Here is an 18992-nt window from a genome sequence, read left to right on the forward strand (position 1 = left end):
GCCGGCAACGACAGGCCGGGCTGAAACTGGATAGGATTGCGTGCCATGACGCCACCTCCTTTACTGGACATAACATCAGTATAGGAGAGGCTGGCGGGATTGTGGCTGATCAACATGAGTAATCAGGAAAACCTAAGACTGTTACATAGGAGATTAGCCGTTTAAATCAATATATCATGTTGTCCTAACATGGTGCGGATTGCGGTAATCAAGTGGGGGCAATAGCCAGGATCTGCTTTCCTTGCAAACAGCTTCAAGGCCATGGCGGGCCATGCCTGCATAGACCACTGCCTAGGTGCTGACTTTCCAGACAGAACATGGTGTCACTCTCGCGCAGCAACCGATGAGATCACGGTTCGCCCAGTACATCGGCCGACCAGACACGCTCGAATTTGGCGTCGGCCTCGCGCTGCACTGACTTCACGCTTGCGGCGTCTGGCGCTTCATATTCGCAGATCATCCGCCGCCTGTCGGCCGACCAGTAGCTGCGAATCCATCGGACTCGGTAAAGATCGAGACACGGCACCATGCGCGCCTCGGTCGCCTTCAAGTCCTCTTCGGTCAGGGGTGTGTCGAAGTTTCGTTCGACCATGATATGTGGCATGTGTTACCTCCCCGCTCAGCGTTACTGCTCCTTCGTGGGCAGCGCCGGCGCCATGGTGGGGGCGGCAGGGACGACGGCCGCCGCTTCGTCGATGGCCGCCTGCGCCCGTGCATTGAGCCGATCGCGGTTGGCGACTTGCTTGAATAGGCGCCTGACCGCCCTGTCCGAAGCGCCCACATGAGACCGCCCGCCAAGTCGCGCCAGCGTCGCCTCGGCGATGGCGACTTCGCCATGCCGTTGCATGGCAGTCGCCGCGAGCCGCGCTTCCTGGGCAAAAGCCTGTGCTACATCGGGTTGCTCTCGGTGAAGGCAGAGCGACGCGGCCGTATTCAGGGCATAGGCGAGATAACTTTTGTCATCCACGACCCGTAGCCGTGATAACGCCGCTTCCAGCCGGTCAAACGCTTGCACGCTGCTCTCGGCGAGTTCGGTGAGAGCCTCCAGCGTGTCGGCGACAGGGGCCTCGTTCTCGCCTAACGAAGCAGCAACCACCCGCAGCTGCTGGCATCGCTCCATTGTGTTGGCGTATCGACCGCGCTCGAATTCGATCACGGCGAGCCAGGTCAGGCATTGGTACTCCCGCCATCGATCCTGCGCATCACGGGCAAGGTCGAGCGCGCGCTCGATTCGCGCTGCTGCGTGTTCGGTGTTTCCCTCCCAGCGCTCGAGCAGGCCACAACCCCATTGTAGTTCGCAGACGGTAAGACCGGCGAGGCCAAGGAGGGCTTCGGCTTCTCCAAGCAGGTCTCGCGCCCGGGGAATCTCGGTCTCCAGTTCGATCAGGCAGCGAGCGGTGTTGGCAAGTTGGCGGGCGAACGTCTCCTGATGCGCCCCGCGTCCGACCTCGGTGGCGCGCTCTGTGCTTTGCTGGGCGCGGAGGGGGTCGCCGCGTTCCTAGTACAGAACCGAGAGCAGATAGTGACCGGTCGCCGCCGCCGAGTGCAAACCCGCCGCTTCGGCATCGCTGACCGCCTTCGCCAGTTCTTTCACCATCTCCGGAGGTGAGCGCATGGCAGGCCCTGCAGTAGCCAAAAGCTCGACCTTGAAGAGGTGAATCAGTCGCTCGCGACGAAGCGGTTCGTCCGGCAGTTGGTCGAGATGAGCCCGGCCGCGTCTGGCAAGTGCCGCCGCCTCGACATTGGCGAAGAGCCGCAGGCTCCGCTCGCCGGCGATCACGCAGGCGCGAGCCGCGAATGCATGATCGCCGGCCAGTTCTGCATGGCGAGCTAGGTCGGTCGCCACGTCATCCTCGCTCTCGACCTTCTCGCTGAGGGCCTGCGCGACCTGCCGATGCATCAGCTTGCGACGCGGCTGCGAGATCTGCTGATACGCGACTCGGCGCACGAGGTCATGGACGAAATCATACGTGTCTGGATTGACCGCCCGAACGATGCCACGCCGTTCCAGCCCCTCCAGGGCGGCGAGGAGCACCGGCATCTCAAGGCCGGCTAGCCGAACCAACAGGTCGAGGCCGAAGGTGCGCCCCATCGCCGCGGCCCAGGCGACCAGGCCACGGCCGGGGTCGTACAGCATGTCGAACTGTTGCGCGATCACCGCTTGCAGCGGGCGTCCCGGCCGATGCTGCCCTTCGTGGTATGTTCGGGCGAGTTCCAGGGCGAAGAGAGGATGGCCTTCGCTCTCGCCGAAGATGGCCACAGCGTCGATGGCCGGGTCGACTGCCCGCACCAGTTCGGCGGTGTCCGCCGCACTCAACACCTCCAGAGGGAGCCGAAGCACGCATTCGTCACGTTCGAGGGCTCCTAGCGCACGCGACACGGCGGGATTGTCGACGACTTCACCCGGCCGGACGGCACAGGCGAATAGCACGGCATCCGAGGGATGCAGGGTCCTAGCCACATAGTGGAAGAGCGCCGAGGAGGCTTCGTCGAGCCACTGCAGGTCATCCAGCACCACCACTAGGGGCGCCTGCCGGGACAGGTGTCTCAATAGCGAGAGAACCGCTTCGAAAAGCCGGGCACGGTCTGTCGGCACCGCCGGCGGTGGCCCCCAGTCGGGTCGGAGCAGCACCAGGCTCTGTCGTGCCTCCTCGGGAACTGCATCGGCAGGGACCGCGCGCAAGGCATCACTCCAGACGCCATAGGGACGCGTCGCTTCTGCCTCGAAGGCACGCCCTTCGAGGCAGCAACCACTGGTCATCGTCATGCGTTCGACGAGATGCTCGAGTAGCCGGCTCTTGCCGATACCGGGTTCGCCGGTGATGAGCAGGAGTGGCGTTGACCGGCCGTTGGTGGCTGCCAACACCAGTCGCTCGATCTGGGCACGCTCGGCAAGACGGCCGACGAAGGGAATGACGCGACGGGACCAGCGCCTGGTCGTGACTTCTCCTTCGATCTTCTCCACTTGCGGTTGCAGTGGTAGAGGAGCGAATGATTTCGGCAGGATGGCTCGCCGGGCCCGATCCAACGCACCGCACGGTGGCACCCCCAACTCTCGTTCGAGCAGCTTGTGAGCCTGCTCGTACTCCGCGAGGGCCTCGCGTCGGCGCCCCAGCCGACCAAGCAGCCGCACGACATGCGCATGACCGTCTTCCGATAAGGGATCTATCGTCACCAGAGCACGCGCCTGGACGAGCGCCTCTTCGGGACTGTCGCTCAGCCGGTCGACGAGGGCAGTGTGGGCAGTGAGCCGTAGCTCACTGAGTGCCGCTCGCTCGGCCAGGCACCATGCCTGGAAACGATAACAGGCCGGCAGGTCAAGCCCGTCCAGGAACTCACCGCGGAACAGCGCAATGGCGGCTTTGAGCGTCGTCAGGGGCGCATTGGGGATATCGTCGAGCAGCTCGCGAACCGTGTAGAGATCGACCTCCGCCTCAGGCACGAAAGCAACCCGCAACCGATTCGTCTCCAGGCGGGGTGTGCCGCCAGTGTTGAGCAAGGGCCGAATCTTGGCCAGGCTCCACCGCAGCTCTCCGCGCGGATCGTTTGGCCCCTCCCACAGCAGGTCACACAGCCACTGGCGCCCATGCGGCCCACCGGTGGCGACAAGGTAGGCGAGCAACGCGCGAGTCTTCTTCGAAGCCGGTAGGGCGACCTCCACGCCATCGGCGATGAGTTGCAATTCGCCCAGCAAACGAAATTCGAGAGGGCGATGGCCTCCCATAGGCGTCTCCTGTCCGGCCGGGCGCTATTCCCATGGTGATTCCCACGGACATTCCCACGCCTGCCTATCAGTCTAGCGATGTGGACACGCCGACGTCGCTCCGACACTACACTTGGGAGGTTGCCATGAAGACTCTGCTTATTCTTGCATCGCTGTTGCTGTTCTCCACCGACGCCCTGTCGACGGAGGATAGCGCAACGCCGGTCGGGCCCATGGGGGTCAAGATCACACCCATCCTTGAGGCGAGAGAGACGATCACCGGCCAGGCGATCCGCTTCCCTCAGGGCGACAACCAGCTCGTGGCCGTTCTGGCGGAAGTCGAGCCCGGCGGTCAAGTGGGGCGTCACCTGCATCCGGTGCCTCTCTTCGTCTACATGCTCGAAGGCACACTCTCCATCGAGATCGAGGGGCACGGAACGGAGACGTTCGGTGCGGGCCAAGGGTTCGCCGAAGTGGTCAATACCTGGCACAACGGCCGCAATCTTGGCGACGTGCCAGCGCGCTTCTTGATCGTGTTCTCAGGTCAGCAGGGTACGCCCAACCTGATTCGTCCCTGAGCAGGCGAGCCACATTCTTACCATTGCCACGAGCACGATCACGTGAAAGCACAGATACTCAAATGGAAGGCCCCCACCATGGTTAACGACAGCATTTATGACAGTACTCATGACCGCACTCACGAAAACACCTACACGGGCAGGTGCTTCTGTGGCGCCGTGGAGCTCGCCGTGACGGGCGAGCCGGTAGCAATGGGCTATTGCCATTGTGACGCCTGCCGCGCGTGGTCGGCCGGCCCGGTGAATGCCTTCACCCTGTGGAAGCCAGGGAGCGTGAAACTCACCAAGGGGGCCGATAATCTCGCCAGTTTCCAGAAGACCGAGCAAAGCATCCGCAAATGGTGTCAGTGCTGCGGCGGACATCTTCTCACCGAACATCCCCTCTGGGGGCTAGTTGACGTCTATGCAGCCGTGCTGCCCGGGCTGACATTCACGCCGTCCTTGCACGTCAACTATCAGGAGGCGGTCCTGCCTATGCGGGACGGTCTCCCGAAACAACAGGATATTCCCACCGACATGGGTGGGACCGGCATTCTGCTGGTGGAATGAGAAGCATGAAAAAGGAGAAATATCGCCATGAACACGAGAGTCGCAGTGATTCAAAACCCTCCGGTACTGCTCAAGCGGGACGAGACCATCGAGCAGATGCTGACATTGATCGACGAGGCGGTCGCCGCCGGGGCGACCCTGCTGGTCTTTCCCGAGGCCTACCTGCCCGGCTATCCCACCTGGATCTGGCGCCTCAGGCCGGGTGGTGACATGGGCCTTTCCGGCGAGATCCATGCTCGACTGCGCGAGAATGCCATCGACCTGGATCGGGATGACCTGCGCCCTCTTCAGAAGGCTGCGGCCCGCAATGCCGTGACACTGGTGGTGGGCCTGCATGAGCGCGACAGCCGCTACAGTGGCACCACCTTGTTCAATACCGTGGTGGTGATCGGTTCGGACGGTGCCTTGCTCAACCGCCACCGCAAGATGATGCCGACCAATCCGGAGCGCATGGTCTGGGGCCAGGGCGATGCCAGTGGCCTGAGGGTCGTGGATACCCCGGCGGGGCGCCTCGGCAGCCTGATCTGTTGGGAATGCTATATGCCGCTGGCACGTTTCGCGCTCTATGCTCAGGACCTGGAGATCCTCATCAACCCGACCTGGGATACCGGCGAGATACGCCTGGCCAGCCTGCGGCATATCGCCAGGGAGGGCGGCTGCTGGGTCATTGCCACCGCGACCGCCATGGAAGGGCGTGACGTCCCCGAAGACTTCCCCGAGCGCGACCGGCTGTTCAGCGCCGACGAATGGATCAATCCCGGGGACGCCACCGTGGTCGCCCCCAGCGGTGAGGTGGTCGCCGGTCCGCTGCACCAGCAGAAGGGTATTCTCTATGCCGACATCGATATCCAGGCGGCTCGGCGGGCGCGGCGCACCCTCGACGTGGGAGGCCACTACGGCCGGCCGGACATCTTCTCGCTGTCGGTGAATCGCGAGCCCCTGCCCCCCGTCGTGTTCTCGGATGACTACCCCCCTCAACGCCACCTGGACAGAGAGTTCTAGAAGTGGGCTGGCCACGGCAGCGAAGCGTGGCAGATCGGACATGGCAGGCCAAACGTCCTGAGTTGTTTATCAAACGGGTGGTCAATCCTCCGGAACCCGACAAATAACCACCCTGAAAGCAAAAGCCTATTCAGGGAAGGTCGGTCACTTCCCGAAAGCAGCGTCAGCGAGCCTTAACCTTACCGATCATTCCTGCCTCGGCATGACCCGGCACCTCGCAGCGGAAGGAGTAGACGCCGGCCTCGCCGACTGTGAAGCTCACCATGCTGGTTTCTTCACCGGTGATGATTGAGGTCGCCACGTCCAGCGCCGGGATGCTCAGGTCATGGCCCATGACGGCGGCGTTCTCCAGGGTTAGCTTCACCTCGGTGCCAACCGGCACCTCGATCTGGCTGGGCTCGAACTGGAACCCCGATTGGGCCGTCACACGTACTTCAACGGTATCCTGCTGGGCGGCAGCGGGGGAGGCGAGCCCGCCGAGCGTGACCGCCATGAGCAGCATCAGGGCTAGCGGGCGCCCGTGAGTAAACAAAGATGGGATCGTCATGCCAAGGTCCTCCTGCATTGGTTAGGGGGAGGTAGCCGCCCGCTCCCACGGCCTCGGCTGTCACGCGGGCATCCGAGGCCGTGGGAGAGTAACGCTCAGTCGCCGCCCAGCTCCCATTCCACGATGTGGTCCTCTTCGAACATCATGTGAATGAAGGGTTGGGTCTGGCCGTTGGGGAGTTCGAAGGCGGTCTTCACCGGCTCGAAGACCGGTCCCTGCGGCGTGGGCTTGATCGGCATCACGATCAGGTGCGTATGGTGCTCCTGGCTGGGGATGTGGCGTTCACCGGGTGACAGAGGCATCTCTTCATCCAGTGCCAGCGAGTAGTCTCGCTTGCGCACGACCTCGGTGGTCATCAGGTGAGCCACCTTGGTGTCCACCTGCTCACCGTTGATGTAGAGATGCACGATGCCCCACCAGGCGCCATGGGTATACTCTTTGGGCATCAGTGGGGAACCGGTACCGGTGGTGCCGTGCAGCCAGCCGTCGGTGAAAACCCCGCCCTGGGTGTCGTAGCCGGGGAACGGTGGCTGGACCACATGATCGAATTCCAGCCGGTAACGGTTGCCCGCAGGGTCGTGGAACCAGGTCTCCAGCTCGACTTCGTCAGGCGTGTTACCCGGTTTACCGGGTTGGTCCTCGGCCACGCGGTCGAGCAGGGTGGTGCGGAAGTAGCCGCTCTGGTCCGGGGGCAGGGGCCTGGCCTTGTCGCTGAAGGGCGTGGGCTGCTGGAAGGCCGTGTAGGCGGTGCCCGCCGCGTTGGTGCCGCGAGCCGCCTCCGGCGCCGCGACCAGGATCGGCAGTGTCTCGAGCAGGGAGCGGATCGGCGGCTTGTCGACCTCTTCCAAGACCTGGGCCAGAGTCCGCTTGGGATCATCCGGGGTGCCGAATACTGCCTCGCTCAGCCGGCGGGGGCCGGGCAGCACCCAGTAGACCGTCTTGCCGGCCTCCTGCTCGATCACCGCCTTGTTGATCAGGGGACCGCTCTTGTCGGCGCCGGCCGCTACCGTGCCACTGGCGTATAGTATGGCGGCGGCCAGTACCGTTATCTTGGGAATCTGGAACTGCATCGTCATCTTCCCGGCGGCAGACCTGGCTTCCGCTCTGCCTGCTGCCTATGGTGAAATGTCTGACTCAACATGCCACTCCCGCCTGGGCGGCACCGGAGAGGGTGCCTGTACCGAACGGCAGGGCATTCACTCCTTGTGTCGTGGAGTGGATGCATTCCTTACAGGCGAGAATGCATTTCTTACTACAGGTGAAGGCAGGCGGTTGATTGACTCCGTGAAGGCGTTGGTGATCGGGGTGTCGGTCTCGAATTAGGTCAGCACCTCCTCACGCCAGCCGTTGACAGCGCTGACGAGATCCTTCCTGAAGCCCTTGCGGACCTTGCCCGGGGCATGGCATGCGAACGACTTGGAATTTATCGACCACGAGGCGGGCGACCTGCTCGGGGCAGCAACTCGTCCTGGTCGGCGTGGCCGAAGTAGACGCGTACCTCGATGCTTTCGACCAGGTGCACGGCGCTGCTCGCGTCGTCGGCGTCCGCCAGCCGGGCCGAGTGAACCCCGGCCGCGTTGGACCACCACCCGCGGCGCCTCCCCGGATCCCGCGACCTGAGACTTCCTCGGGCCTGCCCCCTCGAACCCGTCCCGCTCGTACGGCCGCCTCGGTCGACGGGCGCGGCTAGTCACCTGCTGGGCTTCCTCGTCACTCCTGAGCCGTATTCGACAAAAGTCGTTTTGAGTAAACGTTTACTCTATCAGCGTAAACGTTTACTTTTCTCTCCATGTCGCGGCGAATGGCGGCGACTCCATGCCCGCCAGGGCACGATCACGAGGAGACAGCCATGACGATCAAGGTCACGGTCTGGGGCGAGAACGTCCATGAGCAGACCAACGAGGTGGTAGCGCGCATCTATCCGGAGGGCATGCACCAGTGCATCGCCGAGGGGCTCAACGAGGACCCGGAGATCGTGGCCCGTGCGGTCACCCTGCAGGATCCCGAGCACGGCCTGAGCGAGGAGGTGCTGGAGAACACCGACGTGCTGCTGTGGTGGGGGCATGCGGCCCACGGCGACGTGCGCGACGAGATCGTCGACCGCGTCCAGGCGCGGGTGCTGCAGGGCATGGGCTTGCTGGTGCTGCATTCCGCCCACTATGCCAAGATCTTCAAGCGCTTGATGGGCACCACCTGCTCGCTGAAGTGGCGCGAGGCGGGGGAGCGCGAGCGCCTCTGGGTGGTCAACCCTGGCCATCCCATCGTCCAGGGCGTCGGCGACTACATCGAACTGCCGCATACCGAGATGTATGGCGAGCCCTTCGCCGTGCCCAACCCGGATGAAGTGGTCTTCATCAGCGCCTTCGAGGGCGGCGAGGTGTTCCGCTCCGGCCTCACCTACAAGCGGGGCAACGGCCGGATCTTCTATTTCCGCCCGGGCCACGAGACCTACCCGATCTACTACGACGACCAGGTGCGTCGCGTGCTGAAGAACGGCGTGAAGTGGGCGCGTCCCGAGGGCTCGCGGTGGATCGACAGCTGCCCCAACGTGCCGCCCGAGCAGGCGCCCAATCCCGTGGAAGTCAAAGGCGAAGGGCTGCACAAGCCCGGTGAGGAGGGCTTCAAGTGATGCGACTGGCGATCATCGGTGCCGGCAGCATGGCCGGCGAACATGCCAAGCACTTCGGGCGGCTGCCCGGCGTCGAGGTGGTGGCCGTGTGCGACATGGACGGCGACAGGGCGCACGCCTTCGCCGAACGGCATGGCATCCCCGAGGCCTATGCCGACCTCGGCGCCATGCTGGCACGGGACGACATCCAGGCGGTGAGCAACGCCACTCCGGATGGGGTACACAAGGCCACCTCCCTGGCCGCCATCGCGGCAGGCAAGCACATCCTCTGCGAGAAGCCGCTGGCGACCAACGAGGCCGATGCCCGGGAGATGGCGGTGGCGGCGCAGCAGGCCGGGGTGATCAACATGATCAACTTAAGCTACCGCGATGCCCCGGCCATCCAGCACGCGCGCGAGCTGGTCGCCTCCGGCGCCCTCGGCCGGGTGATGCACGTGGATGCCAGCTACCGGCAGAGCTGGCTGGTCAGCCACGCCTGGGGACGCTGGGACCAGGACAGCCAGTGGTTATGGCGGCTCTCGGAAGGCCACGGCAGCAAGGGCGTGCTGGGGGATGTGGGCGTGCACATCCTCGATTTCGCCAGCTTCCCGGTGGGCGACATCACAAAGGTGAACTGTCGCCTCAAGTGCTTCGACAAGGCGCCGGGCAATCGCATCGACGATTACGTGCTGGACGCCAACGACAGCGCCCTGATGCAGGTGGAATTCGCCGGCGGCGCGCTGGGCACGGTGCAGGCCACCCGCTGGGCCACCGGCCATCACAACGCCCTGACCCTCAGCGTACACGGTGACCAGGGGGCGCTGCGCGTCGACCTGGATGCCGCCAGGGACAAGCTCCAGGTGTGCCTGGGCGAGGATGTCCACCCGGCGCGCTGGACCACGCTGGAGGCCCCGGCTACTCCGAGCATCTACCAACGCTTCGTCGACAGCATCGCCAGTGGCCACAACGACCAGCCGGATTTCGCCCGTGGCGCGGCGCTGCAGAAGGTGCTGGATGCGTGCTTCCTCTCGCATGCCGAGGACCGCAGCCAGGCCCTGGCCGGCGGCGAGGTGGCCGAGCCCGTGACGGCCTGACGCGGTCGCCGGCGGTGGGTCGGCCTCTCTGTCTCGTTGGGCCTGCCGCCCTCTGTCGCCTCGTTGCGCAATTTCCGGCACAATCTCTCGCCGGCAAGGGCGGCGAGAGGGACGGCTAGCCACACCGGCCACCACCCGGGCGACGAGGCAGGGACATGAGCAGAGATCCGTCGAAGACGGCGACCATACGGGAAATCGCGCGGCAGGCCGAGGTGTCCATCGCCTCGGTCAGCCGCGCGCTCAATGGCAAGCCGGGCCTCAGCGAGGCGCTGCGTGACCATATTCTGGCTATCAGCCGCGAGATCGAGTATCGCCCCAGTGCCGCCGCCCGTCAGCTGATCAGCGGCAAGGCGGCGGTGGTGGGAATCTCGCTGGGGCGTCGCGACTTCGAGCTGCGGCCCTACTACATCCTGCTCTACCAGCACCTGACCGTGGCGCTTCACCGCCAGGGCATGGTGCCCGTCTTCTTCGCCCATGATCAGACGGCGGCCCTGCCCGAGCAGGCCGGCGCCGCCATCCTGCTCGGCGAGTTCGCCGATGACCCGCGCCCGGCACTGATGGCGGCAAGGGGCGTGTCCGTGGTGCGCATCGGCCCGGCCGGCGAGGGGTTCTCGGTGGCGCCGGAGGATCGCCATGGCATCTATCTGGCCACCCGCCACCTGATCGAGGGGGGGCGGCGTCGCATCGCCTTCTTCGGCGACGAGCTGGAGAGCCCGCACAGCCAGCATCGCCTGGGCGGCTATCGCCAGGCGCTCGAGGAGGCCGGCCTCGCGCCACACCTCATCGACATCCCCCCCAACTATGAGCCGGCGCTGACCGGCTATCGCTGGCTGAGCCGGCGCCTCGCGCTGGACCCGCATGCCTATGATGGCCTGGTCTGCGAGAACGATGAACTCGCCAGGGGCTGCCTGACGGCCCTGGAGGATCATGGCGTCGGCGTGCCGGATGAGGTCGCGGTCACCGGTTTCGACGACCTGCCGACTTTGGCCGAGTCCCTGACCACGGTGCGCCAGGACATCGCCGGCATCGCCGCCACGAGCGTCGAACTGCTGGGCGAGGCCTTGGCCGCCAAGCCGCCGCGCCACGTCTCCCTGCCGGTGACGCTGGTGGTGCGCGAGACCGGCTAGCGGCGCCTCCGGGCCGGAAGCCCGGGCGTTGCATTTGCGGATCAGGGCCGGCAGAGGAAGTAGTCGTTCTGGATATCGTGCTCCAGTTGATGGACGTGAATATCGCGGAAGCCGGCGTCCTCCAGGTAGGCCAGGGCGCGCTCGCGGCCCCACATGGTGCCCAGGCCCTCGCCGCCCTGAGCCAGCGAGACGGTCATGCAGTGGCTCACCGATAAGGCGTAGAGCAGCGTGCCCAGCGGGTGCTCGCGGTCCAGGTGATGATGGCTCGAGGCGTGGATGTCCTGCACCAGATAGAGGCCGTCGTCGGTCAGGCTGCGATGGATCCCCGCGAGCAGGCGGCGCGGCGCGGCCTGGTCGTGGATGCCGTCGAAGGTGGTGACCAGCTCGAAGGCCCCGGGCTCGGCGGTGGTGTCGAAGTCGCTGAGATCGCGGACCTCGAAGGTGAGATTACTCAGCCCTGCTCGCTGGGCCTGGTCGCGGGCCCAGCCGATGGCCTCCTCGGAGAGGTCGTAGCCGACGAAGCGGCTGGCCGGGAAGCGCTCTGCCATGGCCAGCAGCGCCCGGCCGCGGCCACAGGCGCAATCCAGTACCCGGATGCCCGCTTCCAGGCGCTCGGTGAGCCCTGGGGCGAGCGGCAGGATGGCGTCGAACAGCGCCGGCAGCACCGTCTGGCCGCTGTCGCTGGCCATCACCTCCTGGAAACGCGGATAGCGGGAGTAGGGCACCCCGCCACCGTCATGGAAGCAGCGCACCACCTCGTCCTCGACGCTTCCCAACAAGGGGATAAACTGGGTATAGACGGCCAGGTTCGCCTCGCCCTGGTCGGTGAGCAGCGCGGCGCGCGCGTCCGGCAGCCAGTAGGTAGCGGCGGCCGGGTCGGTCTCGACCACCTCGGCCGCCACCATGCCGCCGAGCCACTCGCGCACGTAGCGCTCCTGGAGCCCGGCGCGCTCGGCCAGGGCTTGGCTGGTGAGCGGCGGCTGGCCGGCCAGGGCCTCCAGCAGCCCGGTCCGGTAGCCGATCGAGGTCAGCAGCAGCAGGCCGCCGTGGTTGAGGGCCTGGACCAGCCGTGACTCGAAGTCGTCGCCGTGGGGCGTCTGGCGTGTGGGGATGGCGATATCGCACATGATTCGGTCCTCTTGTCGTTGTCGTTGTCGTTGTCTTGTCGGCGATGGGGCCAGGATCACGATACTGCCGGCGGGTCGGCGACACTCAGGCGCATCGCGCCGCAAACGAGGGTTTTCTGCCATGGTGGAATCCGAGACACGAGGCAAGGCGACCATCGCGCTGCTGGCCGGTCCCGACGTGACCGCCTCGACCCTTTTTGGTATGTACGACATCTTCGGCTCGGCGGGCCGCGACTGGGAACTGCTGATACATGGCCACCCGGGCGAGCCGCTGCTCGACCCGGTGATCGTCTCGCGTGACGGCCGGGGCTTTCGCACCGCCAATGGCGCCTGGATCGCCCCGGATGCGGCCCTGGCCGACTGCCCCAGGCCGCTGGCGGTGTGCGTGCCGGACCTGATGATCGCCCCCGGCGCCAGCCTGGCGGGCTACGTGCCCGAGATGGCCTGGCTGCGCGCCTGCGAGGCGGGCGGGGCGCTGATGGCGGCGGCCTGCACCGGTGCTCTGCTGTTCGCCGAGGCGGGGCTGCTCGACGACCAGGACGCCACCACCCACTGGGCCTATTGCGAGACCCTGGCGCAACGTTTCCCCCGGGTGCGGGTGTATGCCCATCGCAGCCTGGTGGTGAGTGGCGAGGGGCAGCGGCTGATCATGGCCGGCGGCGGGACCACCTGGCAGGACCTGGCGCTGTTTCTGGTCGCGCGGCTGGTGGGGGTGGACGAGGCCATGCACCTGGCGCGACTCAACCTGATCGACTGGCACAGCGAGGGTCAGCAGCCCTATGCCACCCTGACCAGTTCGTGCCAGGTGGAGGACGCCTGCATCGCTCGCTGCCAGGTGTGGGTGGCCGAGCACTACGACACGCCCTCGCCGGTGGCCGGCATGGTGGCGGTCAGCGGCCTGACCGAGCGCTCCTTCAAGCGGCGCTTCAAGGCGGCCACCGGCATGACGCCGATGGATTATGCGCACACCCTGCGCCTCGAGGAGGCCAAGCAGTGCCTGGAGAGCAGCGATGCGCCCATCGACGAGGTGGCCGAGGAGGTGGGCTATGCCGACCCGAGCTTCTTCCGGCGGCTGTTCGGCCGCCGGGTGGGCCTGACGCCCAGCCAGTATCGTCGGCGCTTTCGCAGCCTGCGGCTGCGCCTGCAGTAGGATCGCGCGTCAGCTCAGTCGCCGTCCTCGGCCTCACGGCCGGACGCCGTGCGCCTCTGATGGCAAGGGCACCGTCATTCTCGAGTACTGCCCGCCCTTGGAGATGGCTTGCTTGGTTGCCGCATAGTTGGCCAGGCATTCATCACGCACTAGCCTTCAGCGGATCTGGCTTCGATGGGTATTGCGTGGGATACGCATCCATATAAGCCGTACACGCGCGCAGTATGCGTACGTCGTCAAACTTCCCGCCTGCTAGTTGGAAGCCTACTGGCAGACCCTCATCGGTAAACCCACAGGGTGCCGAAGCAGCCGATTGCTCACTGAGACTGAACGGGTAGCTGAACGGCGGCCCTCTTCGTCGCCGACGATGCGTCACCCTGCAAGGACGCTGCGCGGCGTCTTGACGGTGGCCGCCGGCACGACCCTGATCAAGTCCGCGCAGCAGGTCTTCTGGGACGGCTATTCGGGCTAGTCTGCCGACCCCGATGGCCACTTGTGAGAAGTGGCCTTTAACCCTTCTGCTAGATCGGTACGAGCGATATTTTGCCTATGACCGTCGCCAGAGTACCGTCCGCCGATGAAGTGGGGGCGTGTGAATCAACGTGCAACCACGTTAATTAGGTGCTAGTGAAGCATTTTTCCCCGGGGGGAAGGGGAGTAGGCCCTTGAGGCTTGCGACTGCCAGGAAGGTGGTGCCTGTTATGGCCTCACCCGGCGGTAGCGTGGGGAAGCGTGCGGTGTAAAAGGAAATGTGCAGAGAGGGGGGGCTTGAATCGACCCAAAGCGATCATCCTGGCAAAGGCAGCATGCGCGTTTATTCTATGAAATCAGGCTTTAACCGTGAGTTGAGTCGCTTTTCTGCTGATGGTATCTCCACAACCGTCAGCATTGGAGTAGCGACAATGGTGCCTGAAGACTGCTCGTATGAAGACACCTTAAAGCGCGCCGATGATGCGTTGTACGAAGCGAAACGCAGCGGTAAAAATCGGGTTGTTGTGGGATGATTCGTCATTCCATCTACTTCGCAAAACGTAACGCCTGACACATTGCCTCTTGTCCCACCAAGGACGAATTCCTAGCGAAGCCTATAGGAAGGAGTCGGCTGAAAAAAACGCAGGTTACTCTACACGGTTACGGCCTGATTCCTTAGCCACATAAAGCCGTTGATCGGCCTCTCGCACCAGCTCCTCCCCGCCGGCCGTATTGCTGTCCGGTATATGGCTTGCGACACCGATGCTTGCCGTCAGGCGAAGAGACATGTTGTCGACCATCTCCGTGGTGGATAGCTCTTCCAGAATATCTCTTCCGACCTGTCTGGCTCCTTCTCGATCGGTGCCTGGCAGTAGAACGATAAATTCCTCGCCGCCATAGCGGGCGGCGGTATTTTGGGGGCGGCGCAGGTTATGGCGAATAACTGACGCCGTCTTTTGCAGGCATTTATCTCCAAATGGATGACCATAGGTATCGTTAATTGACTTGAAATGATCCAAGTCAATCATCAGTATGGCAATCGGTGACTGCTCGCGGAAAGCGCGCTTATATTCATTCTTGAACACCTCGCCGAAGGCTCGGCGATTGAGCATTTCCGTCAGGCTGTCTGTGGCGCTGATCTTCATCAGTTGCGCATTGGCCATTTCAAGCTCTTCCGTCCGCTGGCGCACTGTTTTATCCAGGTCTTCATTGGCTCGGACCTGGTGTTCCAGTAGCTCCTGTTGTGCACGAACTGACTCCTGTTGGGCAGCTTCTCTCATCCGCCGCTCGATATTCATACGATGCGCTAGGGCAAGAGATAAAAGCACCACCTCCAGACTGGCGCCGATATAAACAATATTCTCTGTAAACCAGTCCCTTGGAATCAGTCCACTCTTATTGAGTGCCAGGATGACGCCTGATGTCATCATGGATATCCAGGCAATATTCAGATATTTTGCTGCTTCAAAACCATCCAGCCAGCGTCTTATGCCTGACCATAATCCGACGGAAATGGCTGCGCATGCCAATAGGATGGTGCTAATTATCATCAGACGATACGAAAGGTGAAATCCACCGATTGCGGTTAATACGGAGAGCATGGCGAGAACGAACAATATCTTCGAAAGTACTGAGCGGGTCTGCGGCAACTGCAGGAAACTACGGAAGAACATTGATGGGAAAAAGACCATGCCACTCAGTGCCAGTACTATCATGGAATCGTTCAGGCCAATCTGGTTTGGCCAAAGGAATTGAAATGTCAGCCCATGGATGCCTGAAAAAAGCAGGGTAATCGATACGACATACATTACATAGTAGAAGTAGCTTATGTCGCGAGTGCCAGCCAGTATTAATGTATTGAAGGCTGCCATGATTATCATCGCGCCAACAAACATGGCCAGCCACATAGCTTCAAGATATTTATGTTCCAGTAGAGTGTCACTCTGGTACAGGCTAACCGGAATCTGAAGTGAAGAAGTGCTTTTTACCTGTAGATATACCTCACTTTTCTCGCCGGGGTTGAGTTTCACAGGAAATACGAAATTGTGGTGGGCGATGGGGCGGTTGTTGAACGGAGTACGGTCGCCCATTGTGTATTTGGTAACTAGTTCGCCTTCTTGGAAAATAAAAGCGTTAACCTTATCCAGTACTGGATAAGCAATTTCAATCATGCTGCGTGTAAATGAGGTGTTTTTATTTTCAAGAGCAAAGCGTACCCAATAAGTCGATCCACTATAGCCAAAGTTTAGCGTATCCTCATTTGAGCGTTGCCATGCTTCGGATGTGATACCAGATCTGACAGTATCGATGGAATATTTACTTTCCAGATCTTCTAGATACTCCAGGTGGTTCCCCAGCTTGACAGGTAGTGTGTCTTCGGAAACTGAAAGAGTATCGGCATGCAGGGCACCTGAAACTGATACGAAAAGTAGTATCAGCCAGCACAGGGAGTGGCGAAGAACCATGGGGTTTTCCTGCATTTTACCGGCGGCCCAAGAAGCGCCCATTGAGATAACCAGCGGAAAAGGAAATGAGAGCATAAGCCTATGGTAGCGTCAAACTCTCCATAAAAAATAGTGGGGTTAGAGTAATTTGCAGCTGCTACTTTTAGCTTATTTACGTCCATCGCTCTGAAAGCTGGACTTAGGCTTTCCATCCTGTTCGCTGGCCAGATACTGAAGCCGCGCCGGAAAGAGCCGTCTATTCTTGGAGTAGTCACGACGACGGCGACTCGCTGTTATGACTACCGTGCCTGGATAGGCTGGGGAAGTGTTTGCACACCATGGCACTCGTCCTTTTCGTCGCTGCCGGGACGTGACGTCTTGTTTGGAGGCATGGCTGATGGCAACGCTAATCGTGTTCCACGAAGTCGAGGATGGCGAGCACTGGGCGAAGGCCTGGCAGGAAGGGGCGGGTAGTCGGCATGAGTTATTCGCTCAGATAGGTGTTAGCGCGCGTACTTTCAAGGATGCAGAGAACCCAGACTCGGTGGGGTTGATTCTGGAAGTGCCTGACATGGCAAGTTTCCAGACCTTTATGGCGACTGACGAGGTCAGGCAGGGGATGGAGGAAGACCGGCTCAAGTTGGATTCCATGCGCATGCTGGGTGAGTTTACGCCCTGATTCTGTCAGTTGAGGGCTTTGAGGGTGTGACACAAGGGAACGTCAGCCGGGGGTGTTTGAATAAACCTCGGCGTTTGTGCCCGGGGTTGAAGAATCCACCCTCGACCATCATTACTGGGTATAGCGCTTCTTATGCACATAGACGCCTGACTTCGTTTCCCACAACACCCACTCGTACAGGAGCTAGCTCCAATGCCCTTTGCACCGTCTAGCATGCAGCTCACCAGTTCCGCTTTCGCCGCCCACGAGCCGATTCCTTCCAAGCACACCGGCGAAGGGGAGAACGTGTCGCCGGCCCTTGCCTGGAAGGATGCTCCCGAGGGCACGAAGGGCTTCGCGGTGATCTGTCACGACCCGGATGCCCCGCTGGTCAAGGACGGCAGCTACGGTTTCGTGCACTGGTTGCTCTACAACCTGCCGGCCGATATCACCTCGCTTGACGAGGCGACGACCCAAGGTACCAGCGGCGTCAACGATACCGGCAGCATCGGCTACGGTGGGCCCATGCCGCCGGAAGGCCATGGCGTGCACCTGTATTATTTCTGGGTGCTGGCGCTGGATGCGGTTACCGAGCTGCCGGAGGGGCTGACGCAGCCTGAGCTTCTGAGCAAGCTCGAGCCGCATATTCTTGGTATGAACCGCCTGGTGGGGACCTATCGCCGCGACTGATTCTTGAGTTTTTACAGCTGCCTGCGTCTTGCGGGCAGTGCCTTGTATTTCGCCCTCGTCATGTGGTGATCGCCAGAGCCGCCCAGTGGTGGCTGGCCCTGGCCGTTCGGGCGTGGCCGCAGCGCTTTGCTCACCAGAACCCTCTGTTTCAGCCTGCCATCCATAGTGAGGCTGCAGGCTGAACATCACGCCCGTCCCGGTCTGCCGGGCGGGCGTTTTTGTTGTGGTGTCCTGCTGGTGTCTGGGCGGTGTCGGCTCAGTGTGCGATAAGCCGAGTCGCTGGCTGGTTTACAGCGTGCGCTGTTGTGCGGCCAGCGTGTCTCCTGTCACCACGTCTACCTCATCAATATGCTCGCTTAAGAAATCCAGCAGCGCCCGCACCGAGGGCAGCAGTCCGCGCCGCGAGGGAAAAACCGCATGCAGGATACCGCCGCGGGGCGCCCATCCGGGTAGCACATCGATCAGCCGGCCGGCCTGCAGGTCTCGGCCTCCCACCAGCAGGCCCAGCTTGACCACGCCCAGCCCCGCCAGGGCGGCCTCATGCAGGGTCTCCGCGCTGTCTGTCACCAGGCGTGGCTGGTGATGGATCTGGGCGCTCATTCCCTCCGGGCCGGCCAGGTCCCAGAAATGCTGCTTGTCGTATTGCGTGAAATCCAGGCTTGGCCATTCGGCGAGATCGGCAGGTGTTTTGGGCATGGGACGATCCCCGAACAGGGCGGGAGCGGCCATCAGTCGCTGCGGGCTGTGCGACAGCACCTTCATGGTCAGCTCGCTGTCTTCAAGCGGCGGAAAGCGGATGCGGATCGCCATGTCGAGGCCTTCCCTCACCACGTCAACCCGTCGGCTGGTGGCCTCGACATGGACGTTGACCTCGGGATAACGAGTCATGAAGCGTGCCAGCAAGGGGGTGATCAGGTAGTGAAGCACGCTGGGGGAGCAGCTCAGTCTCACCGTGCCGCGGGGCTCGGCGCGGTTGTGTTCGATCAGCTCCTCGGCCGCCTCTGCCTCCACCAGCATCGCTACGCAGTGCCGGTAGTAGGCCCGGCCGACCTCGGTCATCGAGACATGCCTGGTCGAGCGGTTGAGCAGCCGGGTCGCCAGGCAGTCCTCTAGCTGAACGATACGTCGGCTCAGTTTCGACTTGGGGATGCCCAGGGCTCGGCCGGCCGGAGCGAAGCCGCCATGGTCCACCACCTGGACGAAGTAGTAGAGGTCATTGAGATCCCGCATCAGCTGTCCTATTT

The 18992-nt window shown here is 62.8% G+C and carries 18 protein-coding genes; 10 read left to right on the forward strand and 8 right to left on the reverse strand.

Annotated elements, in window-relative coordinates; translation table 11 throughout:
• Window positions 1-349 precede the first annotated feature (349 nt).
• The 3 genes from HF027_RS12260 to HF027_RS12270 all read right to left on the reverse strand — a co-directional run bounded on the left by HF027_RS12260 (window position 350) and on the right by HF027_RS12270 (window position 3724).
• On the reverse strand, window positions 350-604 hold the full coding sequence (locus HF027_RS12260) for a DUF4242 domain-containing protein (RefSeq protein WP_168016082.1): 255 nt from the start codon (window positions 602-604) through the stop codon (window positions 350-352).
• 21 nt (window positions 605-625) lie between these two features.
• Window positions 626-1156, reverse strand: a complete 531-nt coding sequence (locus HF027_RS12265) for a hypothetical protein (RefSeq protein WP_168016083.1) — start codon at window positions 1154-1156, stop codon at window positions 626-628.
• Between the two features lie 342 nt (window positions 1157-1498).
• Window positions 1499-3724 (reverse strand): ATP-binding protein, encoded by a 2226-nt coding sequence (locus tag HF027_RS12270; RefSeq protein ID WP_168016084.1) that lies wholly within the window; start codon window positions 3722-3724, stop codon window positions 1499-1501.
• Window positions 3725-3849: 125 nt separating this feature from the next.
• On the opposite strand from HF027_RS12270, the gene HF027_RS12275 reads away from it, so the two are divergent.
• From HF027_RS12275 to HF027_RS12285, 3 genes are read left to right on the forward strand one after another with little or no spacing between them, the layout of a single operon-like run.
• On the forward strand, window positions 3850-4281 hold the full coding sequence (locus HF027_RS12275; protein WP_168016085.1) for a cupin domain-containing protein: 432 nt from the start codon (window positions 3850-3852) through the stop codon (window positions 4279-4281).
• A gap of 42 nt (window positions 4282-4323) precedes the next feature.
• Window positions 4324-4830 (forward strand): GFA family protein, encoded by a 507-nt coding sequence (locus HF027_RS12280; RefSeq protein ID WP_245184786.1) that lies wholly within the window; start codon window positions 4324-4326, stop codon window positions 4828-4830.
• Window positions 4831-4857: 27 nt separating this feature from the next.
• Complete coding sequence (locus HF027_RS12285) at window positions 4858-5832, forward strand: carbon-nitrogen hydrolase family protein (RefSeq protein ID WP_168016086.1); 975 nt, start codon at window positions 4858-4860, stop codon at window positions 5830-5832.
• Between the two features lie 163 nt (window positions 5833-5995).
• Here the strand turns inward: HF027_RS12285 and HF027_RS12290 are convergent, their stop codons facing one another.
• Both HF027_RS12290 and HF027_RS12295 read right to left on the reverse strand, forming a co-directional pair.
• The gene (locus HF027_RS12290; protein ID WP_168016087.1) at window positions 5996-6379 is read right to left on the reverse strand and encodes a cupredoxin domain-containing protein; all 384 of its coding nucleotides are present in this window, start codon (window positions 6377-6379) and stop codon (window positions 5996-5998) included.
• 95 nt (window positions 6380-6474) lie between these two features.
• Window positions 6475-7449 carry a hypothetical protein gene (locus HF027_RS12295; protein WP_168016088.1) on the reverse strand — a complete coding sequence of 325 codons (975 nt, stop codon included), beginning with the start codon at window positions 7447-7449 and terminating at the stop codon, window positions 6475-6477.
• Window positions 7450-8228: 779 nt separating this feature from the next.
• Between HF027_RS12295 and HF027_RS12300 the strand changes: the two genes are divergently transcribed.
• The 3 genes from HF027_RS12300 to HF027_RS12310 all read left to right on the forward strand — a co-directional run bounded on the left by HF027_RS12300 (window position 8229) and on the right by HF027_RS12310 (window position 11208).
• Window positions 8229-9008 carry a ThuA domain-containing protein gene (locus HF027_RS12300; protein WP_168016090.1) on the forward strand — a complete coding sequence of 260 codons (780 nt, stop codon included), beginning with the start codon at window positions 8229-8231 and terminating at the stop codon, window positions 9006-9008.
• Window positions 9008-10081 (forward strand): Gfo/Idh/MocA family protein, encoded by a 1074-nt coding sequence (locus HF027_RS12305; RefSeq protein WP_245184787.1) that lies wholly within the window; start codon window positions 9008-9010, stop codon window positions 10079-10081. The genes HF027_RS12300 and HF027_RS12305 overlap by 1 nt, the downstream gene beginning before the upstream one ends.
• 155 nt (window positions 10082-10236) lie before the next feature.
• On the forward strand, window positions 10237-11208 hold the full coding sequence (locus tag HF027_RS12310; protein ID WP_168016093.1) for a LacI family DNA-binding transcriptional regulator: 972 nt from the start codon (window positions 10237-10239) through the stop codon (window positions 11206-11208).
• A 41-nt stretch (window positions 11209-11249) separates the two neighbouring features.
• Here the strand turns inward: HF027_RS12310 and HF027_RS12315 are convergent, their stop codons facing one another.
• Window positions 11250-12458 carry a methyltransferase domain-containing protein gene (locus HF027_RS12315; RefSeq protein ID WP_245184788.1) on the reverse strand — a complete coding sequence of 403 codons (1209 nt, stop codon included), beginning with the start codon at window positions 12456-12458 and terminating at the stop codon, window positions 11250-11252.
• Between HF027_RS12315 and HF027_RS12320 the strand changes: the two genes are divergently transcribed.
• Together HF027_RS12320 and HF027_RS15635 are read left to right on the forward strand one after the other, a co-directional pair.
• Window positions 12457-13485 carry a GlxA family transcriptional regulator gene (locus HF027_RS12320; protein WP_209316443.1) on the forward strand — a complete coding sequence of 343 codons (1029 nt, stop codon included), beginning with the start codon at window positions 12457-12459 and terminating at the stop codon, window positions 13483-13485. The genes HF027_RS12315 and HF027_RS12320 overlap by 2 nt on opposite strands.
• A gap of 806 nt (window positions 13486-14291) precedes the next feature.
• Window positions 14292-14489, forward strand: a complete 198-nt coding sequence (locus HF027_RS15635) for a diguanylate cyclase (protein ID WP_280730184.1) — start codon at window positions 14292-14294, stop codon at window positions 14487-14489.
• 114 nt (window positions 14490-14603) lie between these two features.
• On the opposite strand, the gene HF027_RS12335 is transcribed toward HF027_RS15635, so the two are convergent.
• Complete coding sequence (locus HF027_RS12335; RefSeq protein ID WP_168016100.1) at window positions 14604-16421, reverse strand: diguanylate cyclase; 1818 nt, start codon at window positions 16419-16421, stop codon at window positions 14604-14606.
• Window positions 16422-16797: 376 nt separating this feature from the next.
• Between HF027_RS12335 and HF027_RS12340 the strand changes: the two genes are divergently transcribed.
• On the forward strand, window positions 16798-17079 hold the full coding sequence (locus HF027_RS12340) for a hypothetical protein (RefSeq protein WP_168016102.1): 282 nt from the start codon (window positions 16798-16800) through the stop codon (window positions 17077-17079).
• A 192-nt stretch (window positions 17080-17271) separates the two neighbouring features.
• Window positions 17272-17748 carry a YbhB/YbcL family Raf kinase inhibitor-like protein gene (locus HF027_RS12345; RefSeq protein ID WP_168016104.1) on the forward strand — a complete coding sequence of 159 codons (477 nt, stop codon included), beginning with the start codon at window positions 17272-17274 and terminating at the stop codon, window positions 17746-17748.
• A gap of 288 nt (window positions 17749-18036) precedes the next feature.
• Here the strand turns inward: HF027_RS12345 and HF027_RS12350 are convergent, their stop codons facing one another.
• Window positions 18037-18978: a LysR substrate-binding domain-containing protein gene (locus HF027_RS12350; protein ID WP_168016106.1), complete on the reverse strand. Its 942-nt coding sequence runs from the start codon at window positions 18976-18978 to the stop codon at window positions 18037-18039.
• Window positions 18979-18992: the final 14 nt, after the last annotated feature.

Origin of the sequence: Halomonas salinarum (assembly GCF_012062845.1) — a bacterium.
In the GTDB taxonomy this organism is placed as follows: Bacteria; Pseudomonadota; Gammaproteobacteria; order Pseudomonadales; family Halomonadaceae; genus Onishia; species Onishia salinarum.

Excerpts from the sequence above, each read along its gene's own strand:
- HF027_RS12285 (WP_168016086.1), top strand. The coding sequence starts at position 4,858 with ATGAACACGAGAGTCGCAGTGATTCAAAACCCTCCGGTACTGCTCAAG.
- HF027_RS12350 (WP_168016106.1), bottom strand. The coding sequence starts at position 18,978 with ATGCGGGATCTCAATGACCTCTACTACTTCGTCCAGGTGGTGGACCAT.
- HF027_RS12340 (WP_168016102.1), top strand. The coding sequence starts at position 16,798 with ATGGCAACGCTAATCGTGTTCCACGAAGTCGAGGATGGCGAGCACTGG.
- HF027_RS12345 (WP_168016104.1), top strand. The coding sequence starts at position 17,272 with ATGCCCTTTGCACCGTCTAGCATGCAGCTCACCAGTTCCGCTTTCGCC.
- HF027_RS12270 (WP_168016084.1), bottom strand. The coding sequence starts at position 3,724 with ATGGGAGGCCATCGCCCTCTCGAATTTCGTTTGCTGGGCGAATTGCAA.
- HF027_RS12260 (WP_168016082.1), bottom strand. The coding sequence starts at position 604 with ATGCCACATATCATGGTCGAACGAAACTTCGACACACCCCTGACCGAA.
- HF027_RS15635 (WP_280730184.1), top strand. The coding sequence starts at position 14,292 with ATGCGCGTTTATTCTATGAAATCAGGCTTTAACCGTGAGTTGAGTCGC.
- HF027_RS12300 (WP_168016090.1), top strand. The coding sequence starts at position 8,229 with ATGACGATCAAGGTCACGGTCTGGGGCGAGAACGTCCATGAGCAGACC.
- HF027_RS12315 (WP_245184788.1), bottom strand. The coding sequence starts at position 12,458 with ATGGCAGAAAACCCTCGTTTGCGGCGCGATGCGCCTGAGTGTCGCCGA.
- HF027_RS12295 (WP_168016088.1), bottom strand. The coding sequence starts at position 7,449 with ATGCAGTTCCAGATTCCCAAGATAACGGTACTGGCCGCCGCCATACTA.
- HF027_RS12290 (WP_168016087.1), bottom strand. The coding sequence starts at position 6,379 with ATGACGATCCCATCTTTGTTTACTCACGGGCGCCCGCTAGCCCTGATG.
- HF027_RS12310 (WP_168016093.1), top strand. The coding sequence starts at position 10,237 with ATGAGCAGAGATCCGTCGAAGACGGCGACCATACGGGAAATCGCGCGG.
- HF027_RS12275 (WP_168016085.1), top strand. The coding sequence starts at position 3,850 with ATGAAGACTCTGCTTATTCTTGCATCGCTGTTGCTGTTCTCCACCGAC.
- HF027_RS12335 (WP_168016100.1), bottom strand. The coding sequence starts at position 16,421 with ATGGTTCTTCGCCACTCCCTGTGCTGGCTGATACTACTTTTCGTATCA.
- HF027_RS12305 (WP_245184787.1), top strand. The coding sequence starts at position 9,008 with ATGCGACTGGCGATCATCGGTGCCGGCAGCATGGCCGGCGAACATGCC.
- HF027_RS12320 (WP_209316443.1), top strand. The coding sequence starts at position 12,457 with ATGGTGGAATCCGAGACACGAGGCAAGGCGACCATCGCGCTGCTGGCC.